This is a genomic window from Bacillus sp. EKM206B (assembly GCF_011066015.1).
GTDB classification, from domain to species: domain Bacteria; phylum Bacillota; class Bacilli; order Bacillales; family Bacillaceae; genus Bacillus; species Bacillus velezensis.
The window spans coordinates 1-21,481 of the sequence record NZ_JAAMNL010000021.1; the positions used below are offsets into that span (position 1 = coordinate 1).

18 protein-coding genes, 2 tRNA genes and 1 rRNA gene are annotated in these 21,481 nt (G+C 47.2%); 13 read left to right on the top strand and 8 right to left on the bottom strand.

What is annotated here, in order from left to right:
• A tRNA-Val gene (locus G9F50_RS19940) sits at positions 1 to 73 on the bottom strand.
• A gap of 3 nt (positions 74 to 76) precedes the next feature.
• Positions 77 to 148: transfer RNA gene (locus G9F50_RS19945), tRNA-Glu, on the bottom strand.
• 180 nt (positions 149 to 328) lie between these two features.
• Between G9F50_RS19945 and G9F50_RS19950 the strand changes: the two genes are divergently transcribed.
• The 12 genes from G9F50_RS19950 (at position 329) to G9F50_RS20005 (ending at position 13,888) form a co-directional block, all read left to right on the top strand.
• Positions 329 to 781: a 2-thiouracil desulfurase family protein gene (locus G9F50_RS19950; protein ID WP_165406586.1), complete on the top strand. Its 453-nt coding sequence runs from the start codon at positions 329 to 331 to the stop codon at positions 779 to 781.
• An 18-nt stretch (positions 782 to 799) separates the two neighbouring features.
• Complete coding sequence (locus G9F50_RS19955) at positions 800 to 1,276, top strand: GNAT family N-acetyltransferase (protein WP_007408015.1); 477 nt, start codon at positions 800 to 802, stop codon at positions 1,274 to 1,276.
• Between the two features lie 99 nt (positions 1,277 to 1,375).
• Complete coding sequence (murQ, locus tag G9F50_RS19960; protein WP_060562982.1) at positions 1,376 to 2,305, top strand: N-acetylmuramic acid 6-phosphate etherase; 930 nt, start codon at positions 1,376 to 1,378, stop codon at positions 2,303 to 2,305.
• A gap of 128 nt (positions 2,306 to 2,433) precedes the next feature.
• Positions 2,434 to 3,801, top strand: a complete 1,368-nt coding sequence (locus G9F50_RS19965) for a PTS transporter subunit EIIC (RefSeq protein ID WP_015239055.1) — start codon at positions 2,434 to 2,436, stop codon at positions 3,799 to 3,801.
• Positions 3,802 to 3,819: 18 nt separating this feature from the next.
• Positions 3,820 to 5,103 (top strand): penicillin binding protein PBP4B, encoded by a 1,284-nt coding sequence (gene pbp4b, locus G9F50_RS19970; protein ID WP_060562978.1) that lies wholly within the window; start codon positions 3,820 to 3,822, stop codon positions 5,101 to 5,103.
• 46 nt (positions 5,104 to 5,149) lie between these two features.
• On the top strand, positions 5,150 to 7,063 hold the full coding sequence (locus tag G9F50_RS19975) for a glycoside hydrolase family 3 protein (RefSeq protein ID WP_165406585.1): 1,914 nt from the start codon (positions 5,150 to 5,152) through the stop codon (positions 7,061 to 7,063).
• A gap of 15 nt (positions 7,064 to 7,078) precedes the next feature.
• A complete protein-coding gene (locus G9F50_RS19980) occupies positions 7,079 to 8,323 on the top strand; it encodes an exo-beta-N-acetylmuramidase NamZ family protein (protein ID WP_165406584.1) in 1,245 nt (414 codons plus the stop codon).
• A gap of 137 nt (positions 8,324 to 8,460) precedes the next feature.
• Complete coding sequence (gene btr, locus G9F50_RS19985) at positions 8,461 to 10,056, top strand: bacillibactin transport transcriptional regulator Btr (RefSeq protein ID WP_165406583.1); 1,596 nt, start codon at positions 8,461 to 8,463, stop codon at positions 10,054 to 10,056.
• Between the two features lie 87 nt (positions 10,057 to 10,143).
• Entirely contained in the window at positions 10,144 to 11,100 is a 957-nt protein-coding gene (locus tag G9F50_RS19990) for an ABC transporter substrate-binding protein (protein WP_003156778.1), read from the top strand.
• A gap of 19 nt (positions 11,101 to 11,119) precedes the next feature.
• Positions 11,120 to 12,127 carry a FecCD family ABC transporter permease gene (locus tag G9F50_RS19995; RefSeq protein WP_007408022.1) on the top strand — a complete coding sequence of 336 codons (1,008 nt, stop codon included), beginning with the start codon at positions 11,120 to 11,122 and terminating at the stop codon, positions 12,125 to 12,127.
• A 1-nt stretch (position 12,128) separates the two neighbouring features.
• The gene (feuC, locus tag G9F50_RS20000; RefSeq protein ID WP_032870282.1) at positions 12,129 to 13,139 is read left to right on the top strand and encodes an iron ABC transporter permease FeuC; all 1,011 of its coding nucleotides are present in this window, start codon (positions 12,129 to 12,131) and stop codon (positions 13,137 to 13,139) included.
• Complete coding sequence (locus G9F50_RS20005) at positions 13,136 to 13,888, top strand: alpha/beta hydrolase (RefSeq protein WP_098080889.1); 753 nt, start codon at positions 13,136 to 13,138, stop codon at positions 13,886 to 13,888. Before feuC ends, G9F50_RS20005 begins: the two co-directional genes overlap by 4 nt.
• Here the strand turns inward: G9F50_RS20005 and G9F50_RS20010 are convergent.
• The 5 genes from G9F50_RS20010 to G9F50_RS20030 form a co-directional block, all read right to left on the bottom strand.
• Positions 13,877 to 14,818: a bile acid:sodium symporter family protein gene (locus G9F50_RS20010; RefSeq protein ID WP_094031904.1), complete on the bottom strand. Its 942-nt coding sequence runs from the start codon at positions 14,816 to 14,818 to the stop codon at positions 13,877 to 13,879. The genes G9F50_RS20005 and G9F50_RS20010 overlap by 12 nt on opposite strands.
• A gap of 150 nt (positions 14,819 to 14,968) precedes the next feature.
• A complete protein-coding gene (locus G9F50_RS20015; protein ID WP_165417784.1) occupies positions 14,969 to 16,402 on the bottom strand; it encodes a SulP family inorganic anion transporter in 1,434 nt (477 codons plus the stop codon).
• A 231-nt stretch (positions 16,403 to 16,633) separates the two neighbouring features.
• The gene (locus G9F50_RS20020) at positions 16,634 to 17,680 is read right to left on the bottom strand and encodes a zinc-dependent alcohol dehydrogenase (protein ID WP_060562968.1); all 1,047 of its coding nucleotides are present in this window, start codon (positions 17,678 to 17,680) and stop codon (positions 16,634 to 16,636) included.
• Positions 17,655 to 18,605: an inositol monophosphatase family protein gene (locus G9F50_RS20025; protein ID WP_060562965.1), complete on the bottom strand. Its 951-nt coding sequence runs from the start codon at positions 18,603 to 18,605 to the stop codon at positions 17,655 to 17,657. Before G9F50_RS20025 ends, G9F50_RS20020 begins: the two co-directional genes overlap by 26 nt.
• Positions 18,602 to 19,870, bottom strand: coding sequence for an aspartate aminotransferase family protein (locus tag G9F50_RS20030; RefSeq protein WP_029326112.1), 1,269 nt, complete (start codon positions 19,868 to 19,870; stop codon positions 18,602 to 18,604). Before G9F50_RS20030 ends, G9F50_RS20025 begins: the two co-directional genes overlap by 4 nt.
• Before the next feature lie 228 nt (positions 19,871 to 20,098).
• Between G9F50_RS20030 and G9F50_RS20035 the strand changes: the two genes are divergently transcribed.
• A complete protein-coding gene (locus G9F50_RS20035; protein WP_185670515.1) occupies positions 20,099 to 21,310 on the top strand; it encodes an MFS transporter in 1,212 nt (403 codons plus the stop codon).
• Positions 21,311 to 21,405: 95 nt separating this feature from the next.
• On the opposite strand, the gene rrf is transcribed toward G9F50_RS20035, so the two are convergent.
• A 5S ribosomal RNA gene (gene rrf, locus G9F50_RS20895) occupies positions 21,406 to 21,481 on the bottom strand; the annotation flags it as partial.

Sequence of the window (21,481 nt, forward strand, 5' to 3'; positions counted from 1 at the left end):
TGGAGGATGACGGGCTCGAACCGCCGACCCTCTGCTTGTAAGGCAGATGCTCTCCCAGCTGAGCTAATCCTCCATATGACCCGTACGGGATTCGAACCCGTGTTACCGCCGTGAAAGGGCGGTGTCTTAACCGCTTGACCAACGGGCCGTTGTGTCCGCGTCGAGCTGACAAAAGTTATTATATACAGGTTGTGCCCCATTTGTAAAGAGGAAAATTATTTTTTTTATTTTCAAACTTTTTTACCCGTTTTTTAACTGAAAAACTCATCCCTCCTCTCTTATTTCATTTATGATGAAAGTATCAAAATATTGAAGGGAATGGACACAGATGATCTTAGTCAGCTCTTGTCTCGGCGGTATCGAATGCAGGTATAACGGCTCTCACGCCGCTTCGGAAAAAATCCGCAGACTCGTAGAAGAAAAGAAAGCTGTTATGGTCTGCCCCGAACTTTTGGGCGGCTTCACCACTCCCCGCGAACCGGCGGAAATCATCGGCGGCACGGGCGAAGACGTGCTGAACGGAACAGCAAGAATCGTAACGGCATCAGGCGAAGACGTTACGGCTTTATATATGGACGGCGCGGAAAAAACATTAGCATACGCAAAAGAAATAGGCGCCGCAACGATCATCCTTAAAGAAAACAGTCCGTCCTGCGGCAGCAGCTTTATCTATGACGGCACTTTCTCAGGAAAAAAAATAATCGGAGACGGCATCACTTCCGCTCTTTTAAAACGGGGTGGCTTCCGTGTTCTATCAGAAGATGAATTGGATCAATTATAAAAAAGGAGAGTAGATATCATGGATGTAGCCCTGTCCTTTTATAAACCGGAGCATGCAGACGGACTGAACGGGTTTGTGCTGAGTGAAGAAGATAAAAAGTTCACAGCTCTGCCGATAGATGTCCTGCCGCAGGCTCTTGTCATCCGGGATCGCTACCCGACAGTCATTTTAAAAGAAGACCGCCCCGTCGGTTTTTTTATTTTACATACCTCAAAAGAAACCATTGCCCCATATTCGAACAATGTGTCTGCCATTTTGCTGAGTGCGCTGTCCTTACATGCGCCGCATCAGGGAAAAGGTTATGCCAAACAAGCGATGCTGCAGCTCCCCGCTTTTGTCGCAAATTACTTTCCTTGGTGTGATGAAATCGTGCTTGCTGTAAACCATCGCAATCATCGTGCAAAGAACCTGTACCGGTCTTCCGGTTTTATTGATAAAGGTCGTCGCAGGATCGGCCCCATCGGCGAACAGCACATTCTGCATCATTTTTTGTGAAAGCGCTTGATTATTCATCTCATCCCTGCCGATTTTTCTTGAAACATCTATTCAGAAGCCCATATACTTCAAGTATTAACGACTTGGGAGGGTACAATCATGACAGACCGGCTTAACATTCACAGATTGACCACAGAAACCAGAAATCCGCAGACCGCTTCAATCCATCAAGCAGACACGATGGAAATTCTCCGCAGCATTAACCAAGAGGATTTCAAAGTGGCTGAAGCCGTTCAGCAGGTGCTGCCCGATATTCAGATTGCCGTTCAATTCGCCCATCAGTCCTTACGGCGAAACGGCAGGCTGATTTATGCGGGAGCGGGCACAAGCGGCAGACTCGGTGTACTGGATGCGGTTGAATGCCCGCCTACATACAGCGTAAGTCCCGACACTGTCATCGGTCTGATGGCCGGAGGAGCAGACGCCTTTTTGCAAGCGGCTGAAGGTATAGAAGACAGCGAGGAAACCGGCGCTCTCGATCTCAAAACGATCGGGCTTACCGCAGAAGACACCGTGATCGCCATCGCGGCAAGCGGGCGCACGCCGTATGCGGCCGGTGCGCTGAAATACGCAAAAACAATCGGCGCCAAAACCGTCGCGCTCACATGCAATAAGGACTCATTGATCAGCACCTTTGCCGATCACAGCATTGAAGTCGTCGTCGGCCCCGAAGTGATTACAGGGTCAACACGAATGAAAGCGGCGACGGCACATAAAATGATTCTGAACATGATTTCCACGGCCGTGATGATCAAAAGCGGCAAAGTGTACGAAAATTTAATGGTGGACGTTCATGTCAGCAACGAAAAATTGAAAGAACGCGCAATCGGCATTATCCAAAGCATCACGGGCGTTCCGTACGACAAGGCAAAAGAAACGCTTGAGGCCGCAGGCAGCCATGTCAAAACGGCAATCGTCATGCTGAAGACGAATTCAGACGAAACACACGCGAAGGCACTGCTGAAAGAAGCAGAAGGCTTCATTGACAAAGCCATAGAACAGCACGTTTCAAAAGAAAAAGAACGCTGATCGTTCTTTGGTGAAAAATAATGTGCTTTTACGAGCCCGCGCCGTTTTCATGATCGGCGCAGGCGCGTTTAGGACGCGTTTCAGACACAGCTCCCCGGGAAAAATCGTACGGACAAAGGAGGATCTCCATGAGCAAAGAGGCATTTTATCAGTCACTGGCCAAAGATATCCTGGACAATTGCGGCGGTTCATCGAATATTTCAGGCTTTACCCACTGTATGACACGCCTGAGGATTACACCTTTAGATCAGGACAAAACGGATATTGAAGCGCTGAAACGGCTTGACGGGGTAATAGGCGTCGTCGAAGCCGAAACACTGCAGATCATTCTCGGCACGGGTGTCGTCAATCATGTCGCCGACGCTTTCGCAAAACTTATGTCATCCGGAAAAAACATTGATTTAAAAGAAGCCGCCTCACGGAAAAAAGCCGATCTCAACAGAAAAAACACCACACCCATCACACTGTTTCTGAGAAAAATATCAAGCATCTTCATTCCCCTTATTCCCGCACTCATTGCATCAGGTTTAATCACCGGTATTACGAAAGCCGTCATTCAGGCCGGCTGGCTCCCGAAAGAATCCCAAATCGCACTTATTTTAACGGTTATCGGTTCAGGCTTATTCGCATACCTCGGCGTCCTTGTCGGCATCAATGCGGCGAAGGAATTCGGCGGGACTCCCGCGATGGGCGGCCTTGCGGGCATATTGATCCTTAACCCTGAGATCGCCAATATCAGTTTGTTCGGAGAGAATCTGCTCCCTGGCAGGGGAGGATTAATCGGCGTTCTTTTCGCTGCGGTTTTTATCGCTTATACCGAACGGTTTATCAGAAAGTACGTCCATCAATCCATCGACATTATCGTCACGCCTACATTGTCTTTACTTATCACCGGGCTGGTGACATATGTCGTTTTTATCCCTGCAGGCGGTTTTATTTCTGATCTGATTACATCAGGTTTATTGTCGCTTCTGAATGTCGGGGGAGTGCTCTCAGGGTTTGTACTGGGAGCCGCCTTCCTGCCGCTTGTCGTCACCGGCCTGCATCAGGGCTTGACCCCCGTACATTTGGAATTAATCCGATCAATCGGAGATGACCCGCTTCTTCCGATTCTCGCGATGGGAGGCGCGGGTCAGGTAGGGGCGGCCTTCGCCATCTTTATGAAAACAAAAAAAGCCTCATTGAAAAGAGCGATCGGCGGCGGACTTCCATCCGGTCTGCTCGGAATCGGAGAGCCGCTCATCTTCGGCGTCACGCTCCCGCTCGGCCGGCCGTTTTTAACGGCGTGTTTAGGGGCGGGAATCGGCGGCGCCTTTCAAGCCCATTTTCAGGTGGCTACTTTTTCAATCGGTGTCTCCGGCCTTCCGCTCTCGTTTCTCGTACAGCCGGCTCAAATCGTTTTGTATATCATCGGTCTCTTCATCTCTTACGCGGCGGGCTTTGTCTTCACTTATGCGTTCGGATTTAAGGATGACATGGCTGCTGAATTTGAATAAACCGGGAGGGATCAGAATATGAAAACACTGACAGCCGCCATACTCACAATGGTCATCAGCCTCTCTTTTCTGCCGCAGCACAAAGCCGAAGCCCAAGCCAAATTATACGACGCAGCAAAGCTCAGAAAGGTTGATCAAATGATTGAAAAAGACATCGCAGCAGGATTCCCCGGAGCCGTCCTCGTCGTCGTAAAGGACGGACGGGTGATCAAAAAGAAAGCATACGGCTACAGCAAAAAATATGACGGGAACACCCTTTTATCCCGTCCGAAAAAAATGAAAACATCAACCATGTTTGATCTAGCTTCCAATACAAAAATGTACGCGGCGAATTTTGCATTACAGCGACTCGTCAGCCAGGGAAAGCTTGATGTGTATCAAAAAGTCTCGGCTTACCTTCCTGATTTCAAAGACAGAAAAAGCGATCCGATTCAAGAAAAAGACCGCATTCGCGTCATCGATGTGCTCCAGCATCAATCCGGTTTGCCGGCAAGCTTTTATTTCTATCAGCCGGACACCGCAGGCCCTTTGTATTCACAAGAACGGGATAAAACGATCCGTTTTCTCACCCAAATCCCGCTTGAATACAAACCGGGAACAAAACACGTATACAGCGATATCGGTTACATGCTTCTCGGCTGCATCATTGAAAACATAACCGGAAAAACCCTTGATGCCTATGCGGAACAAGAACTGTACAAACCGCTGAAACTGACGCACACACTGTTCAACCCGCTGCAAAAAGGCTTTAAAGAAAAAGCATTCGCAGCTACTGAACGTTTAGGCAACACACGTGACGGAGTCATCCATTTCCCTCACATCAGGGCGTATACACTGCAGGGGGAAGTTCACGATGAAAAAGCATTTTACTCAATGGGAGGGGTGTCCGGTCACGCCGGGCTGTTTTCCAGAGCTGATGATATGGCCGTCCTTCTTCAAGTCATGCTGAACGGAGGCAGTTATAAACACGTTTCTCTCTTCAATAAAAGAACAGCCGATTTGTTCACAACGGCGGCATCCTCTGATCCGACTTTCGCTCTCGGCTGGCGGAAAAACGGCAGCCCGGATATGGAGTGGATGTTCGGCCCTTATGCAAGCAGGCAGGCATATGGCCATACGGGATGGACCGGCACCGTCACGATTATTGATCCCGCTTATAAGCTGGGGATAGCACTTTTGACCAATAAAAAGCATTCCCCCGTCGTCAGTCCCGGTGAAAACCCGAATGTTTTTGAAGGGGATCTTTTTCCGACCGGAAGCTACGGCAGCGTCATAAAAACGATTTATGAAGCCATTGAATGACAACCCATGTCTTTTGTCCAAACTATGAAGGCAGGAGGGCACCATCATGAAACTTGTCATCTCAGCTGTATTACTGTTGTTCATTGTTTTCGGCACGCATCATGTATCGACAAAACCGGACATTCCGTCACAGGCGGAACAAGCGGTATCCCGTATGACATTAGATGAAAAATTAGGGCAGATGCTCATGCCTGATTTTCGCAATTGGCAAAAAAAGGGGCAGTCATCACCTGAGGCTCTTACCCAAATGAATGACGAAGTCGCAGGGCTTATTCAAAAGTACCGGTTCGGCGGCGTTATCTTATTTGCAGAAAATGTAAAAAACACTGAACAAACGGTACGCCTGACAGATGCCTTTCAAAAGGCGAGCCCTGACATTCCGCTATTATTAAGCATTGATCAGGAGGGCGGCATCGTAACTAGACTTGGTGAGGGCACTCATTTCCCAGGCAATATGGCGCTCGGAGCCGCTAGAAAAACAGCCTACGCGTCCCAGACCGGCGCCATTATCGGGAAAGAACTGAAAGCACTGGGCATTAATACGAACTTCGCTCCCGTTCTCGATATCAATAATAATCCCGGAAACCCTGTCATCGGCGTCAGGTCGTTCAGTTCAGACCGAGATCTGACAGCTTCACTCGGTCTTGCCTCAATGAAGGCTCAGCAAAAGCAGGATGTCGCTGCCGCCGTCAAACATTTCCCGGGACACGGCGACACGGATGTCGACAGCCACTACGGTCTTCCGCTTGTCACCCACAATCAAGAAAGGCTGCGTCAGATTGAACTTTATCCGTTCCGGAAGGCCATTCAGGCCGGAGCTGATATGATCATGACAGCCCATGTGCAATTTCCCGCGTTTGACGATACAACCTATAAAAGCAAGCTGGACGGTTCAGACATCCTCGTACCCGCCACGCTCTCGAAAAAAGTGATGACTCATCTTCTCCGTGAGGAAATGGGCTTTAACGGCGTCATCGTCACGGATGCATTAAATATGAAAGCCATTGCCGATCATTTCGGCCAGGAAGAGGCGGTCGTCATGGCAGTAAAAGCAGGAGTCGATATTGCCCTGATGCCGGCCCAAGTGACATCGCTGCAAACAGAAAACCGCTTTGCCCGGGTTCATTCCGCTTTAAAAAAGGCGGTACAAAAAGGGGAAATTCCGCTGCAGCAAATTAACAAATCAGCGGAACGCATCATTTCCCTGAAAATAAAACGAGGGATATATCCCGCACCGAAAGAGACAAATCTGAAAAAGAAGATTGCAAAAGCAAAGAAAACCGTCGGCAGCAAAAATCACCTGAAAGCTGAAAAACAAATCGCGGAAAGGTCCGTCACCGTCTTACAAAACAAAAACCGCACGCTCCCATTCAAACCAAAAAAGAACAGCCGCGTTCTCATTGCCGCTCCATATGAAGATCAAACAGCGTCAATGGAACAAACCATTCGGCAGCTCATCAAAAAGAAAAAAATCCGGCCGGTAACCATCAGTAAAATGAACTTCGCCGAGCGTACATTTCATGATGAACACAAAAAGCAGATATCTGACGCTGATTACGTGATTACAGGCTCATATGTTGTGAAAAATGATCCTGTCGTAAACGACGGCGTGATTGACGATTCCGTCACAGATCCCGGCAAGTGGACGACTGCATTTCCGCGGGCCGTCATGAAAGCCGCACAATCGAACCAAAAACCCTTTGTGCTGATGAGCCTGCGTAATCCATATGACGCTGCGAACTTTGAAGAAGCTGAAGCCCTTATCGCAGTCTACGGCTTTAAAGGATATACAGACGGACAATTTCTCCAGCCAAACATTCCGGCAGGCGTTGAAGCGATATTCGGACAGACAACACCGCAAGGCAGGCTGCCCGCTGACATTCCTTCCGTCACGCATCCGGGAACGACACTGTATCCTTATGGTTTCGGTATCAATCTGAAGACCGGAAAACCGCTTTAAACAGGAGGACTGATCATGAAAACACAAACGGCTGCGCTTCTTGCCGGATTAGTCGTCATCAGTGCTATGACGGCAGTCTCGGCGGCTTCTGACAGAAACCTTCATACCACCAAGAAACCAAGCATCCAAACAGGCATCGACCGCCTGCTGAAAGATTATAAACAGGAACTGAAGGGAAAAAGGGTCGGGCTGATCACCAACCCGACCGGTGTGAACAATTCATTGAAAAGCAGCGTTGACGTGCTGTATGAGGCACCAGACATCCACTTGACGGCATTATTCGGACCGGAGCACGGTGTCCGCGGCGATGCTCAGGCCGGAGACAAAGTCACATCCTATATAGACGAAAAAACAGGGCTTCCCGTCTACAGCCTGTACGGGGAAACGAGGAAACCGACGCCTGACATACTGAAAGATACAGATGTACTGATTTTCGATATTCAGGATGTCGGAACGCGATACTACACCTACATTTATACAATGGCCTATGCCATGGAAGCGGCAAAAGAAAAAGGCATACCTTTTTATGTATTGGACCGGCCGAATCCGCAAGGCGGACGAAATCCGGACGGTCCGGTTCTTGAACCGGATTACGCTTCATTTGTCGGACTGTATCCGATCCCGTTGAAGCACGGCATGACGATCGGTGAGCTTGCTCTTTTATTCAATAAAGAGTTTCATATTGGCGCCGACCTCACCGTCGTAAAAATGAAGCGCTGGAAGCGGACGATGACGATTGAAGATACCGGTCTGCCGTTCGTCCTCCCTTCGCCTAATATCCCGACCCCGGACAGCATATTCGCATATTCGGCGACAGGACTAATCGAAGGCACAAACGTATCCGAAGGAAGGGGCACGACAAAGCCGTTTGAACTGATCGGCGCGCCTTATATGAAAAGCACCGAGCTCGAAGAACGCCTGAACAGTCTCAAGCTTCCGGGCGTCACCTTCAGAGCCGCATCATTTATCCCCAGCTTCTCCAAGCACCAGGGCAAACTGTGCCACGGCGTACAAGTTTACGTAACAAACAGAAACACATTTGAAGCGGCAAAAACAGGGCTTTCCATTCTGAAAACCATGCATGACTTATATCCGAATGACTTTTCATTCTTGCCGACAGGCTCTTTTGACAAGCTGATCGGTAACGGCTGGGTACGCAAAAAAATAGAAAAAGGCACTTCCATTGAAGACATCACCGGCACATATCAACGCCGGCTGGACCAATTCAAAACTATAAGAAAACAATACCTCATATACTGACAACATTCGTGTTACACGTGTAACATTTTGACGCATTTCACATTTCCGCTTTTTATAGGAAAACATTCATTTATTTGGTACAATTTAAATGATAACAGTTATCATTTAAATGAATGTTTCCTAAAAGGTGGTTTCTCATGAAAAACATATTATTCTTTCAGCCCATTGATATCATCTCCGTAAAAAAAACAGCCGACCTTCTGTCAGAGCATCAGCTCACTGATTCCCCCGTATTGATCTTTCATGTGAAAGGCGAGGGACAAATTGATATCGGAACAGACAGCTTTCCGCTGCAGAAGGAAACGCTCTACATCTGTCCTTGTGATGAGACATTCAATATTGCCCCTATACCGTCAGGCGGCATCCATTTGTATATCGTCAGACTCCGTGTTTTCTCCTATTCATCAGATGATGAAGCGATGCTTCCGGATAACGGGGAAGACATCTTCCACGGACTTCAGCAAATGAATTTACAAACGGTTGATCATTTGACAAGCCGGCTTCAGTCACTTTCTGAAAACGTGCGATCGGCGGATGCATTGCAGAAAATGAAATATACAGCCGACTTTCAGCAGCTGATGTACGACCTTTATGCTGCAAAAGTATGCCATCAAAATAATACGAAAGCGGCGATCGAACAGACAAAACAATTCATACATACTCAGTCCGACACAAAAATCACGCTCACCCAGCTCGCTCATATGGCGGGAATCAGTCCCAAGCATTACAGTGAAACCTTTAAAAAACTATACGGGCAGAGCGTAACTGAATATATCACAGACATCCGCATAACCAATGCGAAAAAACTGATGGCCAAGGCAAACTGCAAACTGCGGGAAATCGCTCATCAAATCGGCTACCAAGACGAATTTTATTTCAGCCGCATCTTTAAAAAACATACCGGCAGCTCACCTACAAGCTATATGAAAAAAAGGCGCACAAAAATGGCCGCGTACGGAAAAGAAACGATGGGGCATCTGATTCCTCTGCATCACGTGCCTTATGCTGCGGCGCTGCACCCGAAATGGACGGCCTATTATTACAAACAATTCTCTTCCGATATTCCGGTTCACCTGAGTGCTTACCGCTATAATGCAAATTGGGAAGAGAACCTGCACACGCTTTCCCAAGCTGCCCCGGACATCATTTTCAGTCTTGATTCTGTCAGTGAAGAAGAAAAACAGCGCCTGAATGACATCACTGACGTTTTTTACCTTCCGGCTCAAGAGAATTGGAGAGACCAGTTTCTTCGCACAGCCGCATATTTGAATGAAGAGCAGGAAGCGCGGCACTGGCTTAAAGCTTATCAAAGTCTCGCCCATTCAGCGAAAGATGCTCTGAAACACGTGCGGCATCAGCGGTTCTTATTTGTCCGTGTATATAAAGAAAATATGTACATCGCCCATAACAACAGTATTGAGGATGTCTTCTTCGGTGATTTAGGCTTTGCCTCCGCAAAACCGGAATCTTTTGCTCCTGACGAAAAGATTTCCTTGGACATGCTGGCGGATTGCCAGGCTGACTGCATCATGCTTTTCACTTGTAAAGAACCGGAAACGCTTCGTTATTTTCAGCGGATTCAGCAGACCGGGATATGGCAGAACCTTAGAGCCGTCAGCGATAAACGCGTGTTTCCCATATCATCTGACCCGTGGATTGAATATTCTCCAAGCGGACATCAGCGGATGATCGAGCAAAGCATTTCCATTTTATCCGAAGATCGTCCATGGTAATGCCGGAAATTATCCATGGTCTTATCCCTGTTCATTCTCTATAATTCCAATTGATAATAGTTATCAATTGAACAGGAGGAACAATAGATGAAGAAATTGGCATTCGCTTTCATGATTTTGCTTTTGGCTTTCACGGCCGCGGCTTGCGGAAGCTCAGAAACATCTGATACAGCAAGTAAAGGAAAGGACGCTTCTTCAGATAAAAAGAAAATCGAATATCTCGGAAAAACATATGAAGTCAAAGCGCCGACTGACAAAATCGCCATTACAGGCAGCGTAGAATCAATGGAAGACGCCAAATTGCTTGACGTTCATCCGGCAGGAGCAATTTCTTTCTCCGGCAAATTCCCGGAACTGTTTAAAGATATTACAGATAAATCCGTATCTACGGGAGAAAAAATGCAGCCGAATATGGAAAAAATTCTTGAGCTGCAGCCGGACGTCATTCTGGCATCAACCAAATTCCCGGAAAAAACGTTGAAAAAATTGAGCGGCACCGCTGAAACGATCCCTGTCTCTCATATCTCATCAAACTGGAAAGAAAACATGATGCTGCTCGCCCAGCTTACAGATAAAGAGAAAAAAGCGAAAAAAATCATCGCAGATTACGAACAGGACCTGAAAAAGACAAAAACAAAGATCAACAGCAAAGCGAAACAGTCAAACGCGCTGGTCATCAGAATCAGACAAGGCAATATTTATATTTATCCTGAACAAGTATATTTCAACTCCACGCTTTACGGTGATTTAGGCCTGAAGGCGCCGGACGAAGTCAAAGCGGCGAAAGCGCAGGAACTGATTTCTCTTGAAAAATTAAGCGAAATGAACCCTGACCACATCTTCGTACAATTCTCTGATGACGAAAACGCAGATAAGCCGGACGCTTTGAAAGACTTAGAGAAAAATCCGATCTGGAAGAGCCTGAAGGCAGTCAAAAAAGACCATGTATACGTCAATACGATTGATCCATTAGCCCAAGGCGGAACCGCGTGGAGTAAAATCAGCTTCTTACAGGTTGCGGCTGACAAATTGACTCAAGACTAATAAAGAGTAGGTTTTTCACATGTATGCAAAACGGCGGACACACATGATTATCATTGCTTCACCGATTGCCATTGTTCTGTCACTGCTGCTTTCCGTTTTATACGGCGCAAAGCAGCTTGACATCCATACCGTGTTCTCCGCATTGCTGCACTTTAATCCGGAGAATACCGACCATCAGATCATATGGCATTCAAGAATCCCGAGGGCTGCCGGCGCTATGTTTATCGGCGCCGCCCTTGCTGTTTCCGGAGCGCTCATGCAGGGAATCACACGGAACTATCTGGCCTCGCCTTCGATCATGGGTGTGTCGGACGGCTCCGCTTTTATCATCACCCTTTGCATGGTATTGCTCCCTCAATCGACATCCATTGAAATGATCATATACTCGTTTATCGGTTCCGCATTCGGCGCCGCTCTTGTTTTCGGGCTGGCCTCCATTCTTCCCGGCGGTTTTACCCCGGTGCAGCTTGCCATCATCGGAACGGTGACCAGTATGCTTCTCAGCAGTCTGTCGGCTGCGCTTTCGATTTATTTTCAAATTTCGCAGGATCTCAGTTTTTGGTACAGTGCGAGACTGCATCAAATGAACCCTGATTTTTTGAAACTGGCCGTCCCGTTTTTTGCGATCGGAATCATCACGGCCATGATTCTCAGCAAAAAGGTCACTGCCGTATCATTAGGAGACGACATTTCAAAAAGTCTGGGACAGCAGAAAAGAACCATCAAACTCATGGCGATGGCGGCCGTTGTCATATTGACCGGAAGCTCGGTGGCACTCGCCGGAAAAATTGCATTTGTCGGTTTGGTCGTTCCGCACATCACACGTTTTCTCGTCGGATCGGACTACAGCAGGCTGATCCCATGCGCGTGCATCATCGGCGGCGTCTTCCTGACCCTTTGCGATCTTGCCAGCCGATTCATCAATTATCCGTTTGAGACGCCTATTGAAGTTGTCACTTCTATCATCGGTGTTCCTTTCTTTCTTTATTTGATTAAAAGAAAAGGAGGGGATCAGCGTGGTGCGTAAAATGGCCGGAATTTATATCATTCTGATTGCTCTCATATTGCTCGTAAGCTATTTCAGCATGACAAGCGGTTCTTTTTCCGCAAAGCCGGGTGAACTGCTCAGTACCCTTTTCCGCATCCATCCGAATCCGCAATATGATATTTTGCTGTTTCAGCTGAGGCTGCCGCGCATTGTCATGGCTGCTGCCATCGGGCTCGGATTGGGGATAGCCGGAGCCGTTATTCAGGCCATTACCAAAAACGGTCTTGCCGATCCCGGTATTTTGGGCATTAATGCAGGAGCCGGAGCCGGAATCGTCACGTTTATGCTTCTGTTTCAGGGACAATCTGAAGCGACGGCACTTGCCTCTGCGATGGGTATGCCTGTCTTCGGCCTCATCGGAGGATTGATGGCGGCCGTGCTGATCTATATTTTCGCCTGGCACCGGGGGCATCTGGAATCGGGCAGAATTATTCTCGTCGGGATCGCCATGAATTCCGGATTCAGCGCGCTGTCTTTATTTCTTTCATTAAAAATGGACCCGCAGGATTATGAGATGGCGATGGTTTGGAAAAACGGCAGCATCTGGTCGGCAAACTGGATGACCATTACGGCGATCCTTCCGTGGCTGATCGTGTTCATTCCTCTGCTTATGGCGAAAACGTCATTGCTGGATACCATTCGTTTCGATGAGGACACGGTGAAAAGCCTCGGTGTTTCAACCAATAAAGAAAAAACGATTTTACTCATTGCCTGCATCGCTTTGATCAGCGCATGTGTAACCGCAGCGGGCAGCATGGCATTTGTCGGACTGATCGCGCCCCATATTTCCCGCAGGCTCGCCGGGATTGAGCACAGATACTCATTACCGGTCAGCGGATTGGTCGGTATGCTCCTCGTCATATCCGCCGACTTTGCGGGCAAATTGTTCTTTCAGCCTTCAGAAGTGCCGGCGGGAATTATTCTTGCGATTCTCGGCGTTCCTTATTTCTTTTTTCTTCTGTTTAAGCAAAAGAAGGGGCTGGATGCATGAGAGGCACCCTTACAGAACACCGGATAAACGGAAAGGAATGCACTGTGTATCTTCCTCCCTCCTATTCGGTTCAAACAGGGGCTTTACCCTGTGTGTACGTACTGGACGGGGGTTCTTTGTTTTTAGAACAGATGGATAAGCTTGAATCCCAATTTGCGAACGGAACACTTCCCGAATTGATTTTCATCGGCATCAAACCGGCTGACAGGCTCGATGAGTACACGCCGTGGCCCGCGCCCTCCCTGAGCCCTGCGTTTCATGATTTCGGCGGCAAAGGGAGGCTCTTTCTCGAGGAGCTGACAAATGTCATCATTCCCACTGTTGAAGATATGCATCACATTTCTGCACATCCGGAAACGAGAGGACTGATCGGCGCGTCATTAGGCGGACTGTTTTCGATATACGCGATGCTACAAAAGCCTGAAACATTCGGCAGAATCGGTTGTATTTCCGGTTCCTTCTGGTATGAAAAATCAGCAGATTATGTCCGCTCCGCATCTTTGCGTCCGGCACGGCGGCGTATCTATATGTCTGTCGGCAGCCGCGAAGCTGAGCATAAAAACAACATCCAAAACAACATGATCCGACAAAATAAAGACGTGCATGAAAGCCTGAGGGAAAAAGGCTTTTCTCAATCTCAGCTCTCTTTCACTGTTGAAGAGGACGCCGTGCACCATCAAGAAGCATTCAAACGACAATTCAATGCAGCACTAAGCTGGCTGTACGGAAAAAACCGCTCACGTAGCTGAGCGGTTTTTTTCATACTTCATCACGACCGGCTTAAGTTCAAAGCGTCTCAGCAAATAGCCGAACAAAGCTGCAAGGATTTGCTGAAAAAGCATCCCGATGACGACCGGAACCGCCACTTGAGACGGAAAAAAAGACACGGCGAGAACGGCTCCAGCGCTGATATTGCGCATGCCCCCCGTATAAATCAGAGACACAATTTCATCCTGGCTCCGCTTCATCAGCCTTCCGATCAGCCATGCCACGGCATAACCCGTCATGGCAATAAAAAATACCATGCCTGCGATGCCCGCAAATTTGATATCCACGTGCGTGACATACGGCGCGATTTCCGAACTGTTAATGGCAATGACAATCATCAGACAGATTTTTGAAAAAGGAGACAGCGACCGGCTTATTGCCTGAGTCCTTACCGGCGGGGAAAACTGGTTGACTATCATCCCTGCGATGGATGGAATCACCACCATCTCCGCCAGCCCTTTCATCATTCCCCACACATCCATCTGAACATTCGCCCCGGCCAGGACAGACAGGCTTAACGGTACGATAAAAGGAGAAAGCACGGTATCAACCAGGATAATAGACAGCGTCAATCCAACATTCCCCTTATACATCGCAGCCCAAATCAAACTCGTAATTCCGGTCGGAATCACCACACCCATAATCAGCCCCGTCACAGTTAAAGGGTCACCGCTGAAAATCAGATGGCCGCTTCCCCATGCAAAAACAGGCATGAAAATATGCAGAACAAACAATGCCATGATCATCGGTAGCGGCTTCTCGATACTGCGCTTCAGCGAATGAAAATTGGCACTCAGACTGCCCGTAAATGTAATAAATGCAAATATCCACGGCACAGCGCCGGCCATCCAGCTGATATGCTGAGATAACAGCACACCCGCCGCCACACTTGACGGAGTCAAAAGCGGCATGATTCTCCCCAACACTTGGTTCAACTTCTGAAGCCACATCATATGCAAGTCTCCTATATACGGTTTTCAAGTCTCATTCATTATAACAATGCACCCCGGCAAATTTAACCGAAAAAAAGCCCGGATATATTCATCCGGACTTCACAAATTCTATGCCATTTGTTTCATTAAATCTCGGCTTTTCTGATTTAATCCCTTTAATTCAGCCTCAATTCCGTATTCTTTACATTTGGCGACAATTTTCTCAAGAGCCGCCGCTCCCGAATCATCCCACACGTGGGCATCGGTCAAATCAATGACAATCCGCTTCACGTCTTCATCATAAACGATGGCATTCATGAGCTCAGACACGGAAGCAAAAAAGATCTGTCCCGTTACCTTATAAGTTCTGACATCTTTCTGTTCGGAATGTGACACAATCTTCAGCTTAGAAATTTTAGCCGTAAAGAAGATCGCGCTTAGCAGCACACCCGCGAAGACACCCTTTGATAAATCATTTGTCAGGACGACCGTCACGACGGTAATAACCATAACGATCGAATCAGTAAGGGGCGCTTTCCGCAAACCTTTAATCGATGACCAGTCGAACGTGCCGATGGACACCATAACCATCACGGCCACCAGCGCAGCCATCGGAATTTTCACGACGATACCGCTTAATACGGCAATTAAAAACATTAAAAACGCGCCGGCCGTAAAAGCCGATAACCGGCCGCGTCCGCCGGCTTTCGTATTAATGACAGACTGGCCGATCATGGCGCATCCGGCCATGCCTCCGAAAAATCCGTTCACAATATTGGCGATGCCTTGTCCGCGGCTTTCTTTGTTCTTATCACTATCCGTATCCGTCATTTCATCAATGATCTGGGCTGTCAGCAATGACTCAAGCAATCCGACGAATGCAAGCGCCAGAGAATACGGGAAAATAATCCGCAATGTCTCAAACGTCCACGGGACATCCGGTATCAAGAAATGCGGAAGTGAACTTGTGATCCTGCCCATATCACCGACCGTGCGGACATCCGCATGGAAGACCACCGCAATGATCGTCATGACAATAATCGCCACCAGCGGAGACGGCACAGCCGTCGTAACCTTCGGCAATAGATATATGATAGCCAGTGATCCGGCAAGCATGGCGTACATGACCCATGAAGCTCCTTTGAACTGCGGCAGCTGCGCAGAAAAAATCAAGATCGCCAAAGCATTCACAAATCCGATCATGACCGAACGCGGAATAAATTTCATCAATTTCGCTATTTTACTGACACCAAGAATAAATTGAATAATACCTGTCAAAATGGTTGCCGCAAACAAATACTGCAGCCCGTAATCAGCCACCAATGTCACCATGACAACCGCCATTGAACCCGTAGCGGCTGAAATCATTCCCGGTCTGCCGCCGAAGATAGAAATAATAATCGCGATACAAAATGATGCATAAAGGCCGACCATCGGATCGACACCTGCAATAATTGAAAATCCGATCGCCTCAGGGATCAGAGCGAGGGCAACCAGAATACCGGCCAGAATGTCTTTACGGACATTCCCGAACCATTGCTGCTGTAACGTATAATCTTTCAAATGATAACGACTCCTTTTCACTATAAAAATCCGCACCCTATCAGTTGGAAACATTGATTTTCATCTGGGGAATATGAGGCAAGCTTACGGGGAAAAAGAGGACACGCTCAGAGTATAATGTCGTTGAGGAAAGGAATTGTTAACAAAGAGTATCATATTAAACTTTAAAGAAATGTGCAAGACCGTATAAATAAGAAAAGAAAACGACTCTCACTGGAGCCGTTTCCGCTTTTATAAAAGTTCCGGATCAGACACAAGAATCGTTTTTATTGCGCTGATATCCTTTCTTTCTTTTGTCACCGGGTCGATGCCCATGAGATGATCAATGGCTTCTTCATAATTCTTCAGTTCCGTCTTTTCCGTAATAAAATCATAGAGCTGCGGAAGGTCGGACGCGCATGCTAACGCGGCTTCCATGATCTGGCGGGCTTCACCTGTGCCCACAATCGTTACGCCGTTTGACAGCAGCTGGTACGGCCTGACCGTCATCTCATACGTATCATCAAAGCCCATCGGCACGATTCTGCCTCCCTTTTCAATAAAAGGATAAGCCCAATCAAGCTGATTGCCGATTGCGTCAAAAATCACATCAAATTTTCTTCCTTGATTAATCCGTTTCACTTCATCCACGGTTAATGCTTCAGGGTGGTAGACATAATCAGATATCCGGCTTGCCACCTCGCTTCGGAAACTGCCTATTTCAGTCGCAACCGTCAACCGCGCCAGTTTTTTCACCATCATTTGCACAAGCAGTCCGATCGGTCCCGACCCCAAAACCAAGACCGAGTCCTCCGGCTGAATCGAAGCCTTGTCCACAACATTCAGCACACAGGAGAGAGGCTCAACCAATGTGGCCCGCTCCCATTCCATTGAATCCGGAATTCTGTACATGAACCTGTCTTCCCCCACGTAATATTCCGCAAACGTTCCGTGCGCCCCGATTCCGAGCTGCCAATCCTCGAAGGTTTCGCAATAACACGTCAGCCCTCTCCGGCAATAATGACATTTCCCGCAAAACTGTGTAGGATCTATCACGACCCGGTCTCCGACTTTTACATTTGTCACGTCCGGTCCGATTTCCACGACCGCTCCCACCGATTCATGCCCCATAATCATATGATGGGTTGCATTCATTTTTCCTTTCAGCACATTTAAGTCCGTTCCGCAGATACCGGTGCCGAAAATTTTCACTTTCACATCATTGGATTTCCGAATTTGAGGCTCGTCCACCTCTTGATATTCAAGCTTATCATTAGGAGTCCAGACCAACGCCTTCATATTTCTCTTCCTTTCTGCCCCAGCGGATTTGGTCTAACAATGTTTGATGAAGCTCCTTCGTTGATGCCGCAATACATGATTGCTGATTCTGATAACTTAAATCTGTCAGAAGTGTTTCGTCCAAAGACCGGCCGTATGCATCCGTAATGACCACTCCCGCCTTCTTCGCCAAAAAGACGCTTGCGGCAATATCATAAGGAAACAAATGCAACACCTGTCCGTTCCCGACCTGCTGAAAATCTGAAAGCAGCTTCGGATCATCTTTCAGCAGACGATTGCCGATATCCACATAAGCATCCATCTGCCCCGTGATAATTCGTGAAATCGAATAAGAAGCGCTGTTGAAAACAAAAACCCCGCCATTATTGGCCGACTGGTCAATCAGATGGCCGTATGCGTCCGTCATCAGCTGCGCCGGATGCCCGTTAAATTCAAGGCTCCAAAACATATTTTTAATATCCCGCACTTCGCTCAAATTCGGCAATTCTCCATGATACCCTTCAAAATGAATGGCATCGCTGTATATATCACCGTACATATAAGCGCCTGATTTCAATTCAAGTAAAAAAGCAAATTCGATATCCTTAATCTTTGCGTTTGGCTTATACGAAGCAAGCGCAATCGAAATACACGACATTTCAAGTCCCGCGGCAGCCGGGCGCGTTCCGTCTATCGGATCTACAATTAAAATATATTGCGGATCTTCTCCAATCAGCTTCAGGCCGCCATCCTCCGTGTAAAAAGCAACCGGATGGCCCTTTTCTTGAATATAATCCAGCACCGCCTCCTCAGCAGCGGCGTCTATGTTAAATTGGGCGTCGCCTCCCGGAGAATAGCCGTTTACGAGCCGGTTTTTCAGCGTGCCTTTTTGATTTTTCACCTTTTGATAAACAAATTGTCCAAGCTCAATGATATAGTCTCTCACTTGATTTCCTCCAATAGCTTGCGAAGTCTGTAGCAGAGCACTTCGGCTTCACTAAGTGTTATGGTTAAAGGCGGACGGATTTTAAAGACATTTCCGAAGCCGTAACGGGATGTCCGGAGAATCAGCCCGTAATCCATTGCCCGTTTTGCAATATAATTGGTCAGCTCCACATCCGGTTCATTGTTCTCTTTAACAATCTCCACGCCGATCATAAGACCGACGCCTCTTACCTCAGAAATAAAAGCGAAATCCTCTTTCATCGTTTCTAAGCGATCCATAATATAATGACCGACCGTCGTTACATTTTCCAAAAATCCCGGTCGCTGCATGATATCTATGGTTTTACAAGCGGCAGCGGCGGCCATCACATTTGAGCCGTATGTGAAGGAGTGCGTATACCCCGGAAGCCCGGTATACTTGTCCTCCGTCAGAGTGGCGGCGACTTGGAAGCCTGTGCCCCCGAGCCCCTTTGCTACCGTCATCATATTAGGTTTCACATCGAAGTGGTCCGCGGCAAACATTTTACCCGTCCGTCCGAACCCGGTCTGAATTTCATCAAAAATCAGAGCGATATCATGTTCATCACAAAGCTTTCTCAACTGTTTAAAATACTCTTTAGGCGGAACGACGTTTCCACCGTTTCCGGATATCGGTTCAATAATCATGGCGGCAATTTTTCCATTGCTCGCATACTCAATAAAATCATTAATTCTTTCTACGCACAGCATACCGCATGAATCAGGTTTCTGATTATAAAAACAGCGGCTGCAATAGGGATCGGGGACTTGCAGGCCAAAAGAAATTTGCGGCGGGAAAGGTTCTTTTCTGAATGAGTTGCCGGACAAAGCGGAAGTCATATACGTTTGTCCGAGGTGGCTTCGAAATAAGGAGATGACATCGGTTTTTCCGGAGTAATACTGAGCCATTTTAATAGCTCCTTCATTTGCACCGGAACCGCTGCTGACTTTAGGGTGTACTTTTGTGAGATTATCGGGGGCGATTTCTGCTAGTTTTTCTGCCAGTTTATTTACGGCGTCTGTTTGAAAAGATGATGTTACATGGATCAGCTTATCGGCTTGTTCTTTAACCGTATCAATGACCTCTTTGTTACCGTATCCTAAATTCAAGTTAAACGTGGCAGAGGCGCAATCAATGTACTCATTTCCCTCTTGATCGTACAGGTAAATCCCTTCTCCGCGCTCCATTACTACATCGTCAACACTGTAATACAAGCTGTCTGGATTCGTGATTTCCTTCGTTCCCACAAATACCACCCCTATGAAATTATTAGAATTTCGCTTTTTATCGTATAAATTATTGAAAATAATGTCAACGATCTTTCTTGTAAAAAATGTTAACAATCTGTTAACGTTACCATAATGGATGTACGAGAAAAAGTTATGTGATATAGTAACAATACTTGGATTTTTTGTAAAAACATCATGTCATACGAGTAGAGAGAAATATGATTTTACCAATAAGGAGATAAAATGATGAAAACTCGTCTGCTGTGGATAAGCTGTTTTTCTTATGGATCGATTGCTTTTACACTTGTTATTCTGGGAGCCGTACTGCCTGAGTTACTCACACATTATTCACAAAGCTACAGTAATGGCGGAGTATTGGTCTTCTCTCAGTTCATGGGCTTTCTCATCGGTGTCATCGGAATGCCTTACATGGTGAAAAAGCTTGGGCGCAAAAACGTCGTTATCTTTGGCCTGGCACTCATCAGCTGTGAAATGTTCATCACCTTCCTGCCGCCCTGGCCGCTGCTCTTTCTTCTCGTCAGCATCGCAGGGCTTGGCGCCGGATTGGTGGAATCCTGTGTAGGCACGATCATCCTCACCGCTATTAAAGAAAGACAGGCTGTGGCCATGAGCAAGATGGAAGTGGCCTACGGATTAGGTGCGCTGTTCATGCCTCTGCTCTCAGGCTTTCTTATCAACAACCACATGTGGACAATTGCTTTTTTAGTATTAGGGTTATCCAGTTTTGCACTCTTAATCGCATGGAAGCAGATGAGTTTCGGCAGTATTGATCAGCTTCTCATCCGCAAAGAGGTCTCTTCCGATGACACTAAAAAACAAAGCACCGGTTATCGGTCACACGGATTGCTGTTTATTGCCTTGGCGGGTGCTTATTTCTTCTTTTACGGCGGCAGTGAAGTTTCCATTGTACATTTTATCCCCTCCATCTTCGCTGAGAAATGGGATATCCCCAACTCTTTGGCAACGATAACAGTTACTGTGTATTGGACGGGGATGATCATCGGTAGGTTATTAACAGGCCCGGTATCAGAAAAGCTGACATATCACCGTTATCTCCGTCTCATAAGCATTGGCGGTCTGGCTGCACTTACTGTATTAGCATTAAGCAAAAACGTATGGTTCGGTTTTGTCCTTTGCTTCTTTTTAGGGCTGTTCATGGCAGGCATGTTTGCAATAGCCCTAATCATCACGAATCATTTTTATCCCGGAAAGACAGAAACGACTACCAGTATTCTGCTCGCTTCAAACGGATTAGGAGGTTCACTCCTTCCGATCGCCGTCGGTTGGAGCTTAGATGAATATCCCGTACAAACTGCGTTCTGGCTGTTTACTGCACTGATGCTCCTTATGCTGTTGATTGTGTTCAGTTTAAGAATGCTCGAAACAATAAAATCAAACAATCTTCAACAGCACAACAGCAAAGCAAAATCAATGTAAACAAAAAAGCTAATGCCTTTCAAAGGCATTAGCTTTTTATATCTATGTGATCTTTCATATAAAAAACCCAGTTCATCATGAACTGGGTTAAGACAGCTTGGCGGCGTCCTACTCTCACAGGGGGAAACCCCCGACTACCATCGGCGCTGAAGAGCTTAACTTCCGTGTTCG